This is a genomic window from Mycobacterium sp. UM_11 (assembly GCF_001414075.1).
Taxonomy (GTDB): Bacteria; Actinomycetota; Actinomycetes; order Mycobacteriales; family Mycobacteriaceae; genus Mycobacterium.
Window position 1 is genome coordinate 1 of sequence record NZ_LATC01000052.1, and the last position, 16,990, is coordinate 16,990.

At 67.0% G+C, this 16,990-nt stretch carries 18 protein-coding genes; 5 read left to right on the forward strand and 13 right to left on the reverse strand.

The genetic code is table 11. The features are described 5' to 3' along the window. Positions 1–45: 45 nt before the first annotated feature. The 7 genes from WU80_RS14450 to WU80_RS14480 form a co-directional block, all read right to left on the reverse strand. On the reverse strand, positions 46–1,590 hold the full coding sequence (locus tag WU80_RS14450; RefSeq protein WP_055403362.1) for an NAD(P)/FAD-dependent oxidoreductase: 1,545 nt from the start codon (positions 1,588–1,590) through the stop codon (positions 46–48). A gap of 69 nt (positions 1,591–1,659) precedes the next feature. Further along, positions 1,660–2,394 carry a TetR/AcrR family transcriptional regulator gene (locus WU80_RS14455; RefSeq protein WP_055403361.1) on the reverse strand — a complete coding sequence of 245 codons (735 nt, stop codon included), beginning with the start codon at positions 2,392–2,394 and terminating at the stop codon, positions 1,660–1,662. A gap of 57 nt (positions 2,395–2,451) precedes the next feature. After that, positions 2,452–2,973: a hypothetical protein gene (locus WU80_RS14460; protein WP_055403354.1), complete on the reverse strand. Its 522-nt coding sequence runs from the start codon at positions 2,971–2,973 to the stop codon at positions 2,452–2,454. 22 nt (positions 2,974–2,995) lie between these two features. Then, positions 2,996–5,161: a class 1b ribonucleoside-diphosphate reductase subunit alpha gene (nrdE, locus tag WU80_RS14465; protein WP_055403353.1), complete on the reverse strand. Its 2,166-nt coding sequence runs from the start codon at positions 5,159–5,161 to the stop codon at positions 2,996–2,998. Beyond that, on the reverse strand, positions 5,131–5,583 hold the full coding sequence (gene nrdI / locus WU80_RS14470) for a class Ib ribonucleoside-diphosphate reductase assembly flavoprotein NrdI (protein ID WP_055403352.1): 453 nt from the start codon (positions 5,581–5,583) through the stop codon (positions 5,131–5,133). Before nrdI ends, nrdE begins: the two co-directional genes overlap by 31 nt. A 44-nt stretch (positions 5,584–5,627) precedes the next feature. Further along, complete coding sequence (locus WU80_RS14475) at positions 5,628–5,867, reverse strand: redoxin NrdH (protein WP_055403351.1); 240 nt, start codon at positions 5,865–5,867, stop codon at positions 5,628–5,630. Between the two features lie 508 nt (positions 5,868–6,375). After that, entirely contained in the window at positions 6,376–6,969 is a 594-nt protein-coding gene (locus tag WU80_RS14480; protein ID WP_082459855.1) for an NAD(P)H-dependent oxidoreductase, read from the reverse strand. A gap of 60 nt (positions 6,970–7,029) precedes the next feature. Here WU80_RS14480 and WU80_RS14485 point away from each other — a divergent pair, with 60 nt between their 5' ends. Then, the gene (locus tag WU80_RS14485; RefSeq protein WP_055403350.1) at positions 7,030–7,644 is read left to right on the forward strand and encodes a TetR/AcrR family transcriptional regulator; all 615 of its coding nucleotides are present in this window, start codon (positions 7,030–7,032) and stop codon (positions 7,642–7,644) included. A gap of 3 nt (positions 7,645–7,647) precedes the next feature. Next, a complete protein-coding gene (locus WU80_RS14490; RefSeq protein WP_055403349.1) occupies positions 7,648–8,691 on the forward strand; it encodes a DNA polymerase IV in 1,044 nt (347 codons plus the stop codon). Here WU80_RS14490 and WU80_RS14495 read toward each other — a convergent pair. Together WU80_RS14495 and WU80_RS14500 are read right to left on the reverse strand one after the other, a co-directional pair. Beyond that, positions 8,626–9,549: an SDR family oxidoreductase gene (locus WU80_RS14495; protein WP_055403348.1), complete on the reverse strand. Its 924-nt coding sequence runs from the start codon at positions 9,547–9,549 to the stop codon at positions 8,626–8,628. The two genes, WU80_RS14490 and WU80_RS14495, sit on opposite strands and share 66 nt — an antisense overlap. A 27-nt stretch (positions 9,550–9,576) precedes the next feature. Continuing rightward, positions 9,577–10,212: a TetR/AcrR family transcriptional regulator gene (locus WU80_RS14500; RefSeq protein ID WP_055403347.1), complete on the reverse strand. Its 636-nt coding sequence runs from the start codon at positions 10,210–10,212 to the stop codon at positions 9,577–9,579. A 114-nt stretch (positions 10,213–10,326) separates the two neighbouring features. On the opposite strand from WU80_RS14500, the gene WU80_RS14505 reads away from it, so the two are divergent. Continuing rightward, the gene (locus WU80_RS14505; RefSeq protein WP_055403346.1) at positions 10,327–11,808 is read left to right on the forward strand and encodes a cytochrome P450; all 1,482 of its coding nucleotides are present in this window, start codon (positions 10,327–10,329) and stop codon (positions 11,806–11,808) included. Between the two features lie 2 nt (positions 11,809–11,810). On the opposite strand, the gene WU80_RS14510 is transcribed toward WU80_RS14505, so the two are convergent. Continuing rightward, complete coding sequence (locus tag WU80_RS14510) at positions 11,811–12,311, reverse strand: hypothetical protein (RefSeq protein WP_055403345.1); 501 nt, start codon at positions 12,309–12,311, stop codon at positions 11,811–11,813. Positions 12,312–12,581: 270 nt separating this feature from the next. On the opposite strand from WU80_RS14510, the gene WU80_RS14515 reads away from it, so the two are divergent. Beyond that, entirely contained in the window at positions 12,582–12,788 is a 207-nt protein-coding gene (locus WU80_RS14515; protein WP_231633828.1) for a hypothetical protein, read from the forward strand. A 46-nt stretch (positions 12,789–12,834) separates the two neighbouring features. Here the strand turns inward: WU80_RS14515 and WU80_RS14520 are convergent, their stop codons facing one another. The 3 genes from WU80_RS14520 to WU80_RS14530 form a co-directional block, all read right to left on the reverse strand. Further along, the gene (locus WU80_RS14520; RefSeq protein WP_055403358.1) at positions 12,835–13,818 is read right to left on the reverse strand and encodes a sensor histidine kinase; all 984 of its coding nucleotides are present in this window, start codon (positions 13,816–13,818) and stop codon (positions 12,835–12,837) included. 107 nt (positions 13,819–13,925) lie between these two features. After that, a complete protein-coding gene (locus WU80_RS14525; protein WP_055403344.1) occupies positions 13,926–15,356 on the reverse strand; it encodes a FadR/GntR family transcriptional regulator in 1,431 nt (476 codons plus the stop codon). A 33-nt stretch (positions 15,357–15,389) separates the two neighbouring features. Further along, positions 15,390–16,583, reverse strand: coding sequence for a thiolase family protein (locus tag WU80_RS14530; protein ID WP_055403343.1), 1,194 nt, complete (start codon positions 16,581–16,583; stop codon positions 15,390–15,392). 59 nt (positions 16,584–16,642) lie between these two features. Here WU80_RS14530 and WU80_RS14535 point away from each other — a divergent pair, with 59 nt between their 5' ends. Beyond that, complete coding sequence (locus tag WU80_RS14535; protein WP_055403342.1) at positions 16,643–16,978, forward strand: Zn-ribbon domain-containing OB-fold protein; 336 nt, start codon at positions 16,643–16,645, stop codon at positions 16,976–16,978. The last annotated feature ends 12 nt before the right edge of the window (positions 16,979–16,990 follow it).

Consider the following 16,990-nt stretch of genomic DNA (forward strand, 5'->3'; position numbering starts at 1 on the left):
ATGTGTATAAGAGACAGGTGTAAGGCCCGGCAGGCCAGGTGATGCCTACCCGGCGGGGCTCAGATTCTTTTGATCGGTTGTCCCGAAGAACCGGTACTCCTCCGGCTTGACCCCGCGGGTGGCGCGCCAGTACTGCCACGTGTAGCCGCCCCACAGCACGGTGTTCCTGCCGTGCTCGTCGAGATACCAGCTGGCGCAGCCACCGGTGTTCCACACGGACTGCGAAAGCTTTTGTTGCAGTTCATCATTGAAGCGGTCCTGCGCGGCACGGGTGGGCGTCAGCGCCTGCGCGCCCCTCTTGTCGCAGGTCTTGATCGCGTCGGCGACGTAGTGGATCTGCGATTCGATCATGAACACCACGGAGTTGTGCCCGAGCCCGGTGTTGGGTCCGAGTAGGAAGAACAGGTTCGGTACGTCGGCGACGGTGATGCCGCGGTGCGCGCCGATGCCCTCGCGGTTCCAGCGGTCGACCAGGTCCTCGCCGTGCCGACCCTTGACCTGGACGTAGGTGTAGGAGTCGGTGACGTGGAAGCCGGTGGCGTAGACGATGACGTCCGCCTGGTGTTCCTGGCCGTCGGCGGTGACGATCCCGTCGGGCGTGATGCGGCTGATGGGATCGGTGATCAGTTGGGTCTTGGGGTCCGCGACCGCGCCGTAATAGGTGGAGGAGTTCAGGATTCGCTTGCACCCGATGCGGTAATGCGGCGTCAGTTTGCGGCGCAGCTCGCGGTCCTTCACCGAGCGGCGAATGTTGTATTTGCAGTAGGCCTCGATGAACTTCAGCGCGTTGGGCCGCTTGGTCATCCCGAAGGCCAGCGCCTCCTGGGCCCAGTAGATCCCCAGACGCGTCAGCGCGCGCAGCCCGGGGACGTTTTCCATGGCCCGCCGCAGGGCCGGCGGGATATCGGGGTTGGACCGCGGCACCACCCACGGCGGGGTGCGCTGGTAGAGCTGCAACTCGGCGACCTGCCCGACGATCTCGGGCACGATCTGGATCGCGCTGGCGCCGGTGCCGATGATCGCGACCCGCTTGCCGGTCAGGTCGACGCTGTGGTCCCATTCCGCGGAATGGAAAGCGGGACCGGCGAATTCGTGCCGACCCTCGATTTCGGGGAACGACGGGATGTGCAGCGCGCCCGCGCCGGAGATGAGGAACTGGGCGACGTACTCACGGCCGTCGGCGGTGAACACATGCCAACGGTTCTCGTCGTCGTCCCAGTGGGCCCGGTCCACCAGGGAGTTGAACACGATGTAGCGGCGCAGCCCGTACTTGTCGGTGACGCCCTTGAGGTAGTCCCAGATCTCAGGCTGGTAGGAGAACGGGTTCTTCCAGTCCGGCTTGGGCTCGAATGAGAACGAATACAGGTGCGACGGGATATCGCAGGCGCAGCCGGGGTAGCTGTTGTCGCGCCAGGTCCCCCCGATGTCGCCGGCCTTTTCCAGGATGACGAAGTCTTGCCCACTGAAGCCCTGCTTTTGCAGGGCGATCGCCATGCCGAGGCCGGAGAAGCCGGTCCCGATGATGATGGCTCGCGTGTGGACGGGCTGGTGTGCGGTTGTCGGCTCGTCTTGTGTCACGACGTCGGTCACGGTGGATCGGTCTTCCTGTTGGTTCACGAAAAATACCCGGTACCCAGGGTATCGGATGCTGTCAACGCCTCAGCTCGCCGCCGGATTGCTGGGCACCACGCTGTGTACCGGCCGGTCGGGATCCATCGAGATGCCGAGCACCTCGGCGGTGCCGACGATGACACCCACCATGATCGTCGTCAGGTGGGCGACAAACTGCTCGCGCGGCATGCGCCGGGCGCTTTGCGGGTCGGGGCCCAGCCACCATTCGGTGGCCGAGGCGGCCGAGCCGAAGGCCGCGTGCGCGGCCAGCTCGAACGCCGCGTGGTCGAGTTCCATTTCGCGCAGCTCGTCGTCGAACAGGTCGGCCATCGCCAACGTGATCCCCCGGCCCTCGTTGAGGATCTGCGGGCTGGCCGCCGAGCGGCCCTGGATGAACACCCGCAGCACGTTGGGGTGCTGGTCGACCAGGCCCACGTATTCCTCGACGCTGCGACGGATCACCTCGCGCGCCGAGTCGGTCTTGAGGCTCACCGCAGGGAAGATCGCCGTCCAGAGCATGTCGCGCAGGCGTTCGCCGATGGCCTGGAACAGGTCGGACTTGTCGTGGAAATGGCGGTAGATCTTCGGCTTGGCCGTGCCGGCCTCCTCGGCGATCTCCCGCACGCTCAGGTCCGGGCCCAGCCGGTCGATGGCGCGGAAGGCCGCGTCCACGATTTCGCCGCGCACCTTCTTGCGGTGTTCGCGCCAACGCTCGCTGCGCGCGTCGACCTTGACCCCCGGCGGCTTCACGCCGGGGTGAGGTGGTCGGGAGGGTCGAGGCATTTTCACCACATCAAGCACCATACCGCGTAGGCCCCGCTGACCTGGGCAGACTCCGCCTCACCAGCGCAGCATCGGAAACGGCCGGCGTGGGTGAGAGGCCGCGTAGCCGAGCAGGCCGCGTGCCAGGAAGGCGTGGAATCTCAGGTACGGCAGTTCGGTCACCACGCCGTTGACGAGGGATCGCGGCAGGGGCCCGCGCAGGAGCCCACGACTGACGTCGACGCGGTCGGCGATGCGAAACGTTTCGATCATCGGGTCGGCAACGGCGCGCAGCTTGTGGTGACAGGTGATCATCGTGCGCGCGTCGCCGACTTCGGCGATGCCGAACTCGCCGGCCAGGCTCGACGCGAGGTCGGCCGAGGGCTCCAAGTAATCGAAGGTGCCCGCCGTCCAGATGCCCAGGTCGTGCACCGCCCACGCGAGCGCCGCCCAGTCGGGCAACGGGGCACCGCGCAGCGCTTGGTGATAGGTCAGTCCCCGATAGACGTGATTTCGGTAGACGGGAAGGTCGGCCCCCAGCGCGTCCTCGTAACGCCGCAACGCGGCGTCGACGATCGGATGGCCGGTAACCGCGCTCACCGGAGACTTCCCTCGTGCGCTCCTACAGCATGCAGGAGACGCAGCCCTCGACCTCGGTGCCCTCGAGCGCCATCTGCCGCAGCCGGATGTAGTAGAGCGTCTTGATGCCCTTGCGCCAGGCGTAGATCTGCGCCTTGTTCACGTCGCGGGTGGTGGCGGTGTCCTTGAAGAACAGCGTCAGGCTCAGCCCCTGGTCCACGTGCTGGGTGGCCGCGGCGTAGGTGTCGATGACCTTCTCATAGCCGATCTCGTAGGCGTCCTGGAAGTACTCCAGGTTGTCGTTGGTCATGTAGGGCGCCGGGTAGTAGACGCGGCCGATCTTGCCTTCCTTGCGGATCTCGACCTTGCTGGCGATCGGGTGGATCGAGCTGGTCGAGTGGTTGATGTAGGAGATCGACCCCGTCGGCGGGACGGCCTGCAGGTTCTGGTTGTAGATGCCGTGCTCGCGCACCGACTCCTTCAGGCGCTTCCAGTCGTCCTGGGTGGGTATGCGAATGTCCGCGTCGGCGAAGAGCTGACGCACCTTGTCGGTCTGCGGCTCCCACACCTGGTCGATGTACTTGTCGAAGAACTCACCCGAGGCGTACTTCGACCGCTCGAAACCGCCGAAGGCCCTACCCCGTTCGATCGCGATGCGATTCGACGCCCGCAGCGCGTGGTACAGCACGCAGTAGAAGTAGATGTTAGTGAAGTCGATGCCTTCCTCGGACCCGTAGAAGATGCGCTCGCGCGCCAGGTAGCCGTGCAGGTTCATCTGCCCCAGCCCGATCGCGTGGGACTCGTTGTTGCCCTGCTCGATCGAGGGCACCGAGGTGATGTGCGTCTGGTCGCTCACCGCGGTCAGCGCGCGGATCGCCACCTCGATGGTCTGCGCGAAGTCCGGCGAATCCATCGCCTTGGCGATGTTCAGCGAACCGAGGTTGCACGAAATGTCCTTGCCCACCTTGGAATACGACAGGTCGTCGTTGAACTCCGACGGCGTGGACACCTGCAGGATCTCCGAGCACAGGTTCGAGTGCGTGATCTTGCCCTCGATCGGGTTGGCCCGGTTCACCGTGTCCTCGAACATGATGTAGGGGTAACCGGACTCGAACTGCAACTCGGCGAGGGTCTGGAAGAACTCCCGCGCCTTGATCTTCGTCTTGCGGATGCGCGCGTCGTCGACCATCTCGTAGTACTTCTCGGTCACCGAGATGTCGGCGAACGGCACGCCGTAGACCCGCTCGACGTCGTACGGCGAGAACAGGTACATGTCCTCGTTCTTCTTGGCCAGCTCAAAAGTGATGTCGGGAATCACGACGCCCAGCGAGAGCGTCTTGATCCGGATCTTCTCGTCGGCGTTCTCCCGCTTGGTGTCCAGGAAACGGTAGATGTCCGGGTGGTGCGCGTGCAGGTACACCGCGCCGGCGCCCTGGCGCGCGCCCAGTTGGTTGGCGTAGGAGAACGAATCCTCCAGCAGCTTCATGATCGGGATGACGCCCGAGGACTGGTTCTCGATGTTCTTGATCGGTGCCCCGTGCTCGCGAATGTTGCTCAGCAGCAACGCAACCCCACCGCCGCGCTTGGACAGCTGCAGCGCGGAGTTGATCGAGCGGCCGATCGACTCCATGTTGTCCTCGATGCGCAGCAGGAAGCAGCTCACCGGCTCGCCGCGCTGCTTCTTGCCCGAGTTCAGAAACGTCGGGGTGGCCGGCTGGAAGCGGCCGTCGATGATCTCGTCGACCAGCTTCTCGGCCAGCCCGGTGTCGCCGGCGGCCAGCGTCAACGCCACCATCACCACGCGGTCCTCGAAGCGCTCCAGGTAGCGCTTGCCGTCGAACGTCTTCAGCGTGTAGGAGGTGTAGTACTTGAACGCGCCGAGGAACGTCGGGAACCGGAACTTCTTGGCGTAGGCGCGGTCCAGCAGCTCCTTGACGAAGTTGCGCGAGTACTGGTCGAGAACCTCACGCTCGTAATAGTTCTCGCGGATCAGGTAGTCGAGCTTCTCATCCTGGTTGTGGAAGAAGACGGTGTTCTGGTTGACGTGCTGCAGGAAGTACTGCCGCGCCGCCAGCACGTCTTTGTCGAACTGGATCTTGCCGTCTGCGTCGTACAGATTCAGCATGGCGTTCAGCGCGTGGTAGTCCGTTTCACCGGGCAACGCGTGCGCGCCGGAGGTTACAGGCTCTGCAGTGACGGTTGGTGGCACGTCTGTTCCTTCCAGAAGTCAGCCAGGCCCGCGCGAACGGCGTCCACGTCGTCCGGGGTTCCCATCAGTTCGAAGCGGTAAAGGTAGGGCACGCCGCATTTGCGCGAGATCACGTTGCCCGCGTAGGCGAATTCGGCGCCGAAGTTGTTGTTGCCCGCGGCGATGACGCCGCGGATCAACGACCGGTTCTGCTCGTTGTTCAAGAATGCGATGACCTGCTTGGGCACGTAGCCACCGGCGTTGAGGTCCGGGGTGGCGCGGCCGCCGCCGTACGTGGGCAGGATCAGCACGTACGGCTCGTCGACCTCGATGCGGCCATGCAGCGGTATCCGCGTGGCGGGAACACCCAGCTTCTGCACGAAGCGGTGGGTGTTCTCCGACACGGAGGAGAAATAGACCAGGTTGCGTTGCGTGCTATCCATGGCACCGCAACCTCCTTCGTTACCTAACGTCCGTCGCTAAACACTCAAGCGCTGAGCGCCGCCTCCGACAGGGCCTTGATGCGGTCCGGCCGGAAACCCGACCAGTGGTCGTTGCCGGCCACCACCACGGGGGCCTGCAGGTAGCCAAGCGCCATCACGTAGTCGCGCGCCTCGTTGTCCAGCGTGATGTCGACCTTCTCGTAGCCGATGCCCTGCTTGTCGAGGGCCTTGAACGTGGCGCTGCACTGCACGCATGCCGGCTTGGTGTACACGGTGATGCTCATGGAAGCCGCTCCTTTGCGGAAGGTGGGACCTGTAACGGACTGGCAACTACTCGGTACTACGTCTTCGCTGTGTTACAGCGGGCCGTCAAGCCCCCACATTCCCGTCCTGCGGCCGCCCAGCGTCGAATGACCTGGTGAGCCGATTTCGGGTGGTGAACCAGGCCCCGGTCGGCCTGGTGAACCTGGGATCTGCCGGTGCTCGAAACACTACACCTAGTGGCTGACAAGATGTCGAGATACAACATGTTCGGAATAACATTTCTGAAATTCGCTGGTCGTAGGGCCTCCGCAAGACACGCGCCCGGCGTGTCGCAGGTCACATTTCCACGGAAGCCGCCCATGCGAATGGTTGTATCACCGGACACCGACAACTCCCGGCGGCGCCGGTGCCTCCCGACCGCCCCGGGCCGCCACCAGCAAAGCCGCCAGCCGGGGGCTGGCGGCTTCTGCTATGCGATTGCGGCAACCTGGCTGGTCGCCCGGCGGGCGGCTTGTCGACTTCCGCCAATCAGCCGACTTCGGCGGCCAGCTTTCCGATGACATCGCGCACATTGCCCGGGAGCTCGGCGTGCTCCGCGGGCGCCTTGCCCTCCAGGGTCTTGAACGGCACCGAGAGTTTGAGCGAGTCGACCACCCGGGCCCCGGCGATCCCGAACGACTTACGGGTCTCGTCGTGCGCCCACACGCCGCCGTACTGGCCGAAGGATCCCCCGATGACGGCCAGCGGCTTGCCCTTCAGCGCGCCGTTGCCGAACGGGCGGGACAGCCAGTCGATCGCGTTCTTGATGACGGCCGGGATACTGCCGTTGTATTCCGGGGTGACCACGAGCGCGGCGTCAGACTGGGCCGCGGCGGTGCGCAGCGCCGTCACCGGGCCCAGCGGCGGCGCGTCGGCGTTCATCGCGTCGTCGATTTCCTCGTTGTAGAACGGCAGCTCCCCCAGCCCGTCGAACACCGTCACGGTGACACCGTCGGGAGCGATGTCCGCCGCCAACTCCGCGATCTGACGATTGATCGACGCGGAGCGCAGGCTCCCCACCAGCGCCAAAACCTTGATGTTGTCCGCCACCGTCGTAGTTTCCCTTCGCTTGTTGGTTTCCATCCTCGCACGCTGCAACCGGACTATGGTCCGTTTCTATTCCCGCCGCGTTAAAGTACTGGGGTGAGCACTATCGAGCGGCTCGGCGACATGCCCGTCTGGGCGCCGCAAGCGCCGGTGCCGGAACGGGGTGACGCGGCGCGCAACCGCGCCCTCCTCGTGGACGCGGCCCGGCGCCTGGTCGCCGAGCGCGGCGCCGACGCGGTCACGATGGACGACGTCGCCGCCGCCGCCGGCGTCGGCAAGGGCACCTTGTTTCGCCGGTTCGGCAGCCGCGCCGGCCTGATGATGGTGCTGCTCGACGAGGACGAGCGAGCCAGCCAGCAGGCTTTCATCTTCGGACCGCCACCGCTGGGACCCGACGCCACGCCGATGGAGCGGCTGGTGGCCTTCGGCCGGGAACGGATCGGCTTCGCCCACGCCCATCGCGACCTGCTGGCCGAGGCTCACCGCGATCCGCAGACGCGCTACAGCGCGCCCGTCTTGGTGCACCACACCCATATCCGGGTGTTGCTGCAGGCGGCGAACACCACCGGTGATCTCGACGTCCAGACCGACGCCCTACTGGCCCTGCTGCACGTCAACTATGTGGAACATCAGCTCAACGAGGGCGGTCATACCCTTCAATCCCTGGGCGACGCGTGGGAAAGCCTGGCGCGCAAGCTTTGTGGGCGATAGCCGATGACCGAGCCGACGCCCAGCTGGGTCCTGCACGTCGACCTCGATCAGTTTCTGGCATCGGTGGAGTTGCGCCGCCACCCCGAGCTGACCGGGCTGCCGGTCATCGTCGGCGGCAGCGGCGATCCGACCGAACCGCGCAAGGTGGTCACCTGCGCCTCGTATGAGGCCCGGGAATTCGGCGTGCACGCCGGAATGCCGTTGCGGACGGCCGCGCGCCGCTGCCCCGAGGCGACGTTTCTGCCGTCGGACGCGCCCGCCTACGACGCGGCGTCCGACGAGGTGATGGGGTTGCTGCGCGACCTGGGACACCCGGTCGAGGTGTGGGGCTGGGACGAGGCGTACATCGGGGTGACGGGCGCCGATCCGGCCGAAGTGGCCGAACAGATCCGAACCGTCATCTCGTCGGAAACTCACTTGTCCTGCTCGGTGGGAATCAGTGACAACAAACAGCGCGCCAAGGTCGCGACCGGCTTCGCCAAACCGGCGGGCATCTTCGCGCTCACCGACGCAAATTGGATGACCCTGATGGCGGACCGCCCAGTCGACGCACTTTGGGGCGTGGGCCCCAAGACGGCGAAAAAGCTTGCAGCGCTGGGGATATCGACGGTATGGGAGCTCGCGCACAGCGATGCCGAACTGCTGACCGCAACGTTCGGCCCACGCACCGGCCTCTGGCTGCTACTACTGGCCAAGGGCGGCGGTGACGCGCGAGTCAGCGCCGAGCCGTGGCTCCCACGCTCGCGCAGCCACGTCGTCACCTTCCCGCGTGACCTCACCGACCGCGCCGAAATGAATTCGGCCATCACGCAATTGGCCGAGCAGGCACTGGCGGACGTGCTCGCGTCGGGCCGGATCGTGACCCGGGTCGCGGTGACCGTGCGAACCGCGACCTTCTACACCCGCACCAAGATTCGCAAGCTGGACGCACCGACCACCGATCGCGACACCATCGTCGCCGCGGCGCTGCGCGTCCTGGACCTATTCGAGCTCGACCGCCCGATTCGGCTGCTCGGGGTGCGCCTCGAGCTGGCCATGCCGGGCTAGCGGCGCGGGGGCGGGCCGCAACGCGCGGGTGAACACCACGTTGACCTGGCGCATGGCCACGCTGTAGGGCCACCACGCCAGCCGCTTGAACGCGTACAGCGCCCGGATGTCGGGCGAGGTGTAGATCAGGTAGCGGTTCTTGGCGACTCCGGCCAAGATCTTCGCGGCGGCCTTCTCCGGCGAGACGGCGTGGCCGCTGAACCGGTTCACCCAGCGGGCCACCTTCGGATCTTCGCGGTCCACGCCGGCGATCTCCACGGTTTGCACCAGAGGCGTGTTCACCGCGCCCGGCACCACGACCGAGACCCCGATGCGGTGGCGGGCCAGATCGAAGCGCAACACCTCCGACAGCCCGCGCAAGCCGTACTTGCTCGCGCTGTAGGCGGCATGCCACGGCAGCGCGACCAACCCGGCCGCCGAGGACACGTTCACCAGGTGCCCGCCGTTGCGGGCCGCCACCATCGCCGGGACGAACGTCTCGATGACGTGGATCGGACCCATCAGGTTGATCGCGATCATCTTGCTCCACTGCTCGTGCGTCAGCCGATCGACGGTTCCCCAGGCGGACACTCCGGCGATGTTGAGCACGACGTCCATGCTCGGGTGGTCGCGGTGGATGTCGGCGGCGAAGGCCGCCACCGCGCCGTAGTCGGCGATGTCGAGGGCCCGATGCGCGGGGACTCGCGCGCCGAGCGCGCGGGCGTCGGCCACCGCCGACTCCAGGCCGTCGCGGTCGCGGTCGGTCAGATACAGTTCGGCGCCCTGCGCCGCCAGCCGCAGCGCGGTGGCGCGGCCGATGCCGCTGGCCGCGCCGGTGAGCAGGCACCGTTTGCCTGCGAAGTACCCCTGCTGCCCCATTGCCGTGACGATACCGGCGGTAACGGTCTACGGGCGCCCGGCCCACAGCGCGTGCAGCCACAACCGCTCGAGCACGCGCACGCGACGGTCGAGATCGCTGTCGCGGCCGGCCAGGATGGGATCGCCGGTCAGCATCAGCGCGGTAGTGCCGGCCAGGGTGCGGATCAGGGTGGGCAGGTCGTCGCTGATCGGGTGGGCGGTCCCGGCCTTCATCTCGGCCTCGACGATGGCGACGATCTGGCCCAGCACCACCTCGAATTGCTGGTCCATCAGGTTGCGGATCTCGACGTCGGTGTTGCGGGCCTCGTTGCAGGCGGTCATCACCGGGTCGTTGTGCGCGTACACCGCAGCCGCGCTGCCGACCATGCGTTTGGCGAACTGCTCCGGCGACTCGCCCGGCTGGCGGGGTGCGAAATCCTGCGTGAGCTCCTCGAGTTCCGCGGCGGCCTCGGCCATCAGCTGGGCGAGCACGGCGTACTTGGAGTCGAAGTAGAAGTAGAAGCCGGACCGGGCCACCCCGGCCCGAAGGCTGATGGTGCTGACCGACAGCTCCGCGAATGGCTTTTCCTGCAGCATTTCCCGCACGGCCTGCAGGATCGCCTGGCGCTGTTTGTCACCGCGCCGCTGCCCGCCCGGCTCACCGGTGGCGGGGTGGATGCTCATTCCCTGACCTTGCACCACGCCGATCAAAAAGCAAACTTGACAGCCGTCAAGTTTTTCCCGAAGGTTAGGGGAGAGTGACGGCTGTCACGTGGGAGGGACCGCAAAGGAGCGTCTATGACCGCCACCATCAGCACCCCGCAATACCTGCTGGACCAGGCGCGCCGCCGGTTCACCCCGTCGGTCAACAACTTTCCTGGGATGGGCGCGGTGGAGCGCAGGCTGCGCACCGTCCAGTTTCCCGAGCACGTGCTGGCCGAACCGCCGCCGGGCAGCGGGCTCAAAGCGGTGGTGGGTGACGCGGGGCTGCCGGTCATCGGGCACATCATCGAGATGCTGCGCGGCGGCCCGGATTACCTGATGTTCCTGTATGAGACCAAAGGCCCGCTCGTCTTCGGCGACTCGCCGTTGCTGCCATTCGTCGCGGCGCTCGGCCCGGACGCCGCCCAGGAGCTCTACTCGAACCGCAACAAGGATTACTCCCAGCAGGGCTGGACCCCGGTGATCGGCGCCTTCTTCAAGCGCGGGCTGATGCTCCTGGACTTCGAAGAGCACCTGTTCCACCGGCGGATCATGCAGGAGGCGTTTATCCGGTCCCGGCTCGCCGGTTACGTCGAGCACATGGACCAGGTGGTGTCGCAGGTCATCGCCGACGATTGGGTGATCGACGACCCTCGCTTCCTGCTCTACCCCGCGATGAAGGAGCTGACCCTCGACATCGCGTCGATGGTGTTCATGGGCCACGAGCCGGGCACCGACCGCGAGTTGGTGACCAAGGTGAACAAAGCCTTCACGATGACCGTCCGCGCCGGCAACGCGATCATCCGCAACCCGATCCCGCCGTTCACGTGGTGGCGCGGAATCAGGGCCCGGCAACTGCTGGAGAACTACTTCGACGAACGCGTCAAGGAGCGCCGCGGCAAGGAAGGCAGCGACCTGCTGACCGTGTTGTGTCAGACCGAGGACGAGGACGGCAACCGCTTCTCCGACGAGGACATCGTCAACCACATGATCTTCTTGATGATGGCCGCCCACGACACCTCCACCACCACCGCGACGAACATGGCTTACCAGCTCGCCGCGAATCCGCTGTGGCAACAACGCTGCCGCGACGAGTCGGACCGCCTCGGGGATGGGCCGCTCGACATCGAGTCGCTGGAGAAGCTCGAATCGCTGGATCTGGTGATGAACGAGTCGATCCGGCTGGTTACGCCGGTGCAGTGGGCGATGCGCCGAACGGTGCGCGACACCGAATTGCTGGGCCACTACCTACCGAAGGGCACCAACGTCACCGCGTTTCCGGGGGTGAACCATCTGCTCCCGGAGATCTGGACCGACCCCCTGAAGTTCGACCCGGAACGGTTCACCGAGCCCCGCAACGAACACAAGCGCCACCGGTACGCGTGGACTCCGTTCGGCGGCGGCGCGCACAAGTGCATCGGAATGGTGTTCGGCCAGTTGGAGATCAAGACGATCATGCATCGGCTGCTGCGTCGCTACCGGCTCGAGCTGCCCCGTCCGGGTTACGAGTCGAAGTGGGACTACCGCACCATCCCCATTCCGATGGACGGCATGCCGATCGTGCTGCGCCCGCTCTGAGATCAGCCGATCAACCGGTTCGCGCAGGCGATCATCGCGCGCAGGGCCGACTCCGTCGGATCCTCGGAGAAACCCACGGCCCACTCGTCGCGCGCGCCGTCGCCGCCGCGGACGAACGTCGCGGTGCGCCCACCGGATTGCAGCTGATGAAAGTTGAGGATTTCCAACGACATTCCGCGCTCGTGCAGCATCGCGCCGAGGGCCGCGATCGGGCCGCCGGCCGCGGCGGTCGAGGTTGCGATGCGGTCACCCACGGCGATGACGGCCCGGAAGTTGCGGGCGTGCGGACCCACCCGCCGGTCGGTGTCGGTGCACTCCCACGTGCCCAGCCGGACGGGTCCCGCCGGGCCGTACGTCGCGACGAATCGCTCCCAGGTCATCGCGCCCGCCCGCTCCCGCAGACCCCGGGGCAGCGCGGCGCCGAACTGCCGGGCGAACCACACCGTGGCGAGGCATTGGCTGGCTGAAATGCTGGAGAGGTCGAGCCGCTCGGGGATAGTCATGTGCCGGTCTTCTTCGGTCGATTCCAGTGACCGACGGCGGTAGCTTCCGACCCACAGCGGGGGGTCGGTCTAGGTCAGACCCCGCTGCGGGTGCTAGCTACTACCACGCGATCGAGAAGACGCACGAGGCCCGACATTAGCCGCACACCCGCCTGACGTGCAAGTTCCGCGGATAAAACAAGTCGGCAAAACGTTGGTTTACGCGTGTGCAACAGGGGGTATGAAGCGGAGGCGACAGTCATTCAACGGCTGTGCAATTACCCCTTACACATGGATGAAAGAAGGCTCATCATGAAGGCGAAGGGCACCAGGAAAAACCTCAAAGCTGCCGCGGCGGCCGCCGGGGTCGCCGCGGTGTTACTACTCCCGACCGGATGCGCGTCGGCCGCGGCCGGCAGCGGGGGCCTTGTCGGCGGCACCACCGGTGGCACGGTCGGCGGGATCGTGGGCGGCATTACTGGCGGCCTCGGCCTTTAACTGATTACGTCAAGCAGCCCTCGGGTCTCCCGGGGGCTGCTTGCGTTCAACCCGTCGGCCCCGCCGACGCGTCGAAGCGGAGATACGCCTGGATGGTCGTGCCGCTGGGGGTGGTGTAGGTGCGCACCAGGTCCGAAATGGCGTTGACCAGGTACAGGCCCCGGCTGGCGGGGCCGCAGGGACCCGGGTCCAGCCGGCCGACCAACGGATCGTCGAAGCATCCGGTGTCCCGCGCCTCGCACACCAGATAACCGTCGTCGCGCCAGAAGGCGAGCTGGCAGGCGCCATCGGTGTACATCAAGCTGTTGCTGGCCAGCTCGGTGGCCACCAATTGCAGGTCCTCGATCCCGTCCTGGGACAACCCGATCCAGCCGGCGTAGTCGACCGCGAAGGACCGCGCGGGGCTGAGGTCCGTGGACTTGCTGACCGTGTAGGTCACGGCGCCCGGGTTGGCGGGCAGCGGCCGGTTGCAGCGCCGCAGGGCGGCGTCGGGGGCGTAGTCGGCGCTGCGTTGCAGCGCACCACCGCGCAGAAGCAGGGGATGCGTGGCCCGGGCGTCGGCCAGCACCTCGTCGGCAAGCCGGCTCCCGTCGTAGAGACATAGATTGGTCGCCTGGTAGCCGTCCATCGCCCCGTTGACCAACGCCTCGTGTTCCACGCAGGCGACCAATTCCTCGCCGCTGCGGCCGGGCCAGGCGAGTTGGCTGACGATCCGCACCCGCCGGTCGGGATGGTCGTCGACGAAGGCACCCTCCATCGCCATGAACCGGCTCGGGTTGCGGGCCTCCTCGGTGACGTCGACGGTCTGCACATCGGGCGGCAAGCCGCCGTCGGCCGCCATCGCGTCGCGCAGCAACGCCAGCTTGTCGGACGGCACCGCGACCAGTACCGGCTCCCCGGCCGCCAGCCCGTCGCCGATGAAGCGGGTCACCGCATCCAGATACTCGTGCTGGGATTGGTAAATAAGCGCGGAGTGGACGAAGCCGATCTGGGTGCCCGCCATCACTCCGGCACTCTCACTTTCGATCACGAATGCCAACCCCCTGCTGGACCGGCCGTTAACTTTCTCCCTCCCCAATACCCCCGAGGGGCCTTCGATATACCGAGCTACAGATCACATCCCGGACTCAGTACGTGTCACAGCCACCAGGAGGCGGCGGCATCCAGATGACGGCGAACGCGATAGCGGGCCAGGCTCTCGTCACCCGCCTCGGTCGCGTCCGCGATCCGTAGGTGCGCGTGGTGGACCGCAAGGACGTCGGCCCAGGTCGGCGGCGCCTGCCCGGTGCTCGACCAGTGCCGGCGGAACAGCTCGACGATGATGCGCAGGAACAGGTCGAGCAGGGTGTTGCCGGCCAGCTGGGCCAGTCCGATGTGGAACCGGAACTCTTCGGCCGCCGCGGCGCCCAGATCGCCGGGTGTTTCGGAGACCTCGGACCGGTGGGCGGTCAGGAACGCGGCCACCTCGGATTCGCCGCGCCGCTTGACCACCTTGGCGACGTTGTCGATCTCGATGGCGTCCCGGACGCAGCGCAGGTCTTCCCGGCTCGGATCGCGGTACTGCAGGTACAAGGCGACGGTGTCGATGCTGGCTTGCGCCTGGGGTTGAGCGATGACGAGGCCGCCGCCCGGTCCGCGGCGCATGTGCGCGATCGAGTGGTATTCGAGCAGCCGGACCGCCTCGCGAAACACCGCCCGGCTCACCCGGTATCGCTCCAGTAGGGCCGCCTCCGTGCCGAGGACGGAACCGACCCGCCAGCCGTCGGCGGCGATGTCGTCGCCGATCGTGACCGCCAGCATCTCCGCGAGTTTGCCGCGGGGCGCCTCAATGTTCAGCGGCCGCCGCTTGCGCCGCCGGCTCGCGGTGCCGGGGTGATGGTGCTGCAGCCAGGCCGTCACGGCCTCGACGTGGCGTTCGGACAGCGTTTTTGCCCGCGCCGGGTCGCCGGAGGTGACGGCCTCGACGATCTCGGAGTGATCGACGTGCATCCGGTCGACCGCCTCGATGGCCTCGGTGGCCGTGTTTGTTCGCGACTGCAGGGCGTAGCGGGTGGTGAGCCGCATCAGCACGTCGATAAACAGTTGCAGCACCGGGTTTTTCGATTGCTCGGCCAGGGCGATGTGGAACTCGTCGCGCGGCGTCGGCAGCCCCGGCTGCCATTCTTCTTCGCCCCGCAACACCGCCCGCAGCCGCGCGATGCCCGCCTCGTCGATCCGCTCCGCGGCCAGCGACGCGGCCAACGGTTCGAGCACCAGGCGCGCGTTGAGCAGGTCACCCAGCGTGGTGCCCAGATACTCGAGATAGATGACGACGGCGCGAGTGGCGGGGCCCGCGTCGGGCTCGCAGATGATCAGCCCGCCGCCCGGCCCACGCCGCATCCGTGCCACCTGATGGTGTTCGACCAGCCGGACCGCCTCCCGCAGCACCGAGCGGCTCACCCCGAATCGCTCCTGCAAGGCGTGTTCGGAACCCAGCGATTCCCCGGTGGCCCAGCCGCGGCGGACGATGTCGGCCTCGAGCTCGCGCGCGATCTTCGACGCCAGCTTGTTCGCCAGGCCGGTGCTCATGTCAGGACCAATAACGTTTCGGCGCAACAATTTTCAGCATGTGAGCAACATGCAGCCGGCGACGGGCCCGCCTCCCACGGACACCACGCCGACCTCCGGGCGACGCGAAACCTGCCGCTCCCCCGCCTCGCCGCGCAACTGCAGACACCCCTCGTGCAGCGCCCAGTAGCCGTGCATGCGCCCGGCCGACAGCTGACCGCCGTAGGTGTTCAGGGGCAAAACCCCGTCGCGGGCGATCCGCTCGCCACCCTCGACGAAGGGCCCCGCCTCGCCGTCGCCGCAGACTCCCAGGGCCTCCAGCCACGCGAGGGTCAAATAGGTGAAGCCGTCGTACAGCTCGGCGACCTCGAGATTCGACGGCTTGAGGTCGGTGCGCGACCACATCTGCGCCGCGGCGTCCGACATCGCCATCTTCGGGTAGTCGTCCCGGTGAAACCAGCCGCCGGCGCCGTCGGACCCGCCGATCGCCTCCACCGCGACCGCGCGGTGCGGGCAGTCGCGCGCGTACTCGGCGTGCGAAACCACCACCGCGATCGAGCCGTCGATCGGGACGTCGCAGTCCAGCAGCCCGAACGGGGTGGAAACCGGCCGCGCGCTGAGGTAGTCGGCCATGGTCATCGGGTCGCGGTACACGGCGCGCGGATTCAACGCGGCATTGCGCCTGCCGTTGAGGGCCACCCAGCCGAGCTGTTGCTTGGTGGTGCCGTACAGCTCCATGTGGCGCCGGCAGTTGAGCGCCAGCCAGTTCGCGGCGGAGTACGCGTTCGCGGCGACGAGGTCATTGACGTCGTCCATCGCGCCGACGGCGGGGCGGTCGGCGCCCTCGGGGGCCTCGAACATCCGCGCGAGGGGCGGCGCGGGCGCGTTCTCCTGCGGCTTCACCGGGACGGTGCCCCCGAGCATCTGGATGGTCCGGTACACCACCACGTGGCGGGCGCGCCGCTCGGCGACCGCGCGGCAGGCCGACATCACCGGGCTGAGCAAGCCGCCGGTGCCGAAGCCCGAACCGCAATCCGCGGCCTCGATTCCCAGCTCGGCGTTGACCTCGCCGGCGGGGGTGTCGCCCAGCGTCGCGATGCCGTCGATGTCGGAGGCGACCAGCCCGGCGTCCTGGACGGCGGCCCGCACCGCCTCCATGGTCAGGTCCAGGCCGGCGATGCCGGTGCGGCGGCCGATCCGGGAGATGCCGATGCCGGACAGAATCGCGTCCTTTTCGAAATGCGTCATGCCCACCGCCCGTCAGCCCATAGCCCCGCATCGAATCAATTGAGTGTACTGTATTCGTCGTGCCGGACGAGCCGCTGCTCATCGAATACTGCGCCGACTGCGCGCATTGGGTGCATCCGCCTGCCGGCGTGTGCCGCACGTGTGGCGGAAAGCTGGTCGCGCGGCCCGTTTCCGGGCGGGGTGCGGTCTTCACGTACACGGTGAACCACCACCCGTACAACCCGGAACTGCCCGTCCCGTATGTGATCGCCATCGTCGAACTCGCCGAACAACAGGGCCTGCGGGTGGCGGCCAACATCGTTGGCTGCGAACCCGATTCGGTCAAATGCGGGATGCCCGTCGAGCTGCAGCCGGAAACGGGCAGCGGCGGGGCGCCGCTGTTCGCGCCGGCCTGAGCCTCGACGGGG

Excerpts from the sequence above, each read along its gene's own strand:
- WU80_RS14500 (WP_055403347.1), bottom strand. The coding sequence starts at position 10,212 with ATGAGCATCCACCCCGCCACCGGTGAGCCGGGCGGGCAGCGGCGCGGT.
- WU80_RS14525 (WP_055403344.1), bottom strand. The coding sequence starts at position 15,356 with ATGAGCACCGGCCTGGCGAACAAGCTGGCGTCGAAGATCGCGCGCGAG.
- WU80_RS14515 (WP_231633828.1), top strand. The coding sequence starts at position 12,582 with ATGGATGAAAGAAGGCTCATCATGAAGGCGAAGGGCACCAGGAAAAAC.
- WU80_RS14495 (WP_055403348.1), bottom strand. The coding sequence starts at position 9,549 with ATGGGGCAGCAGGGGTACTTCGCAGGCAAACGGTGCCTGCTCACCGGC.
- WU80_RS14490 (WP_055403349.1), top strand. The coding sequence starts at position 7,648 with ATGACCGAGCCGACGCCCAGCTGGGTCCTGCACGTCGACCTCGATCAG.
- WU80_RS14510 (WP_055403345.1), bottom strand. The coding sequence starts at position 12,311 with ATGACTATCCCCGAGCGGCTCGACCTCTCCAGCATTTCAGCCAGCCAA.
- nrdI (WP_055403352.1), bottom strand. The coding sequence starts at position 5,583 with ATGGATAGCACGCAACGCAACCTGGTCTATTTCTCCTCCGTGTCGGAG.
- WU80_RS14480 (WP_082459855.1), bottom strand. The coding sequence starts at position 6,969 with ATGGAAACCAACAAGCGAAGGGAAACTACGACGGTGGCGGACAACATC.
- WU80_RS14455 (WP_055403361.1), bottom strand. The coding sequence starts at position 2,394 with ATGCCTCGACCCTCCCGACCACCTCACCCCGGCGTGAAGCCGCCGGGG.
- WU80_RS14530 (WP_055403343.1), bottom strand. The coding sequence starts at position 16,583 with ATGACGCATTTCGAAAAGGACGCGATTCTGTCCGGCATCGGCATCTCC.
- WU80_RS14505 (WP_055403346.1), top strand. The coding sequence starts at position 10,327 with ATGACCGCCACCATCAGCACCCCGCAATACCTGCTGGACCAGGCGCGC.
- WU80_RS14475 (WP_055403351.1), bottom strand. The coding sequence starts at position 5,867 with ATGAGCATCACCGTGTACACCAAGCCGGCATGCGTGCAGTGCAGCGCC.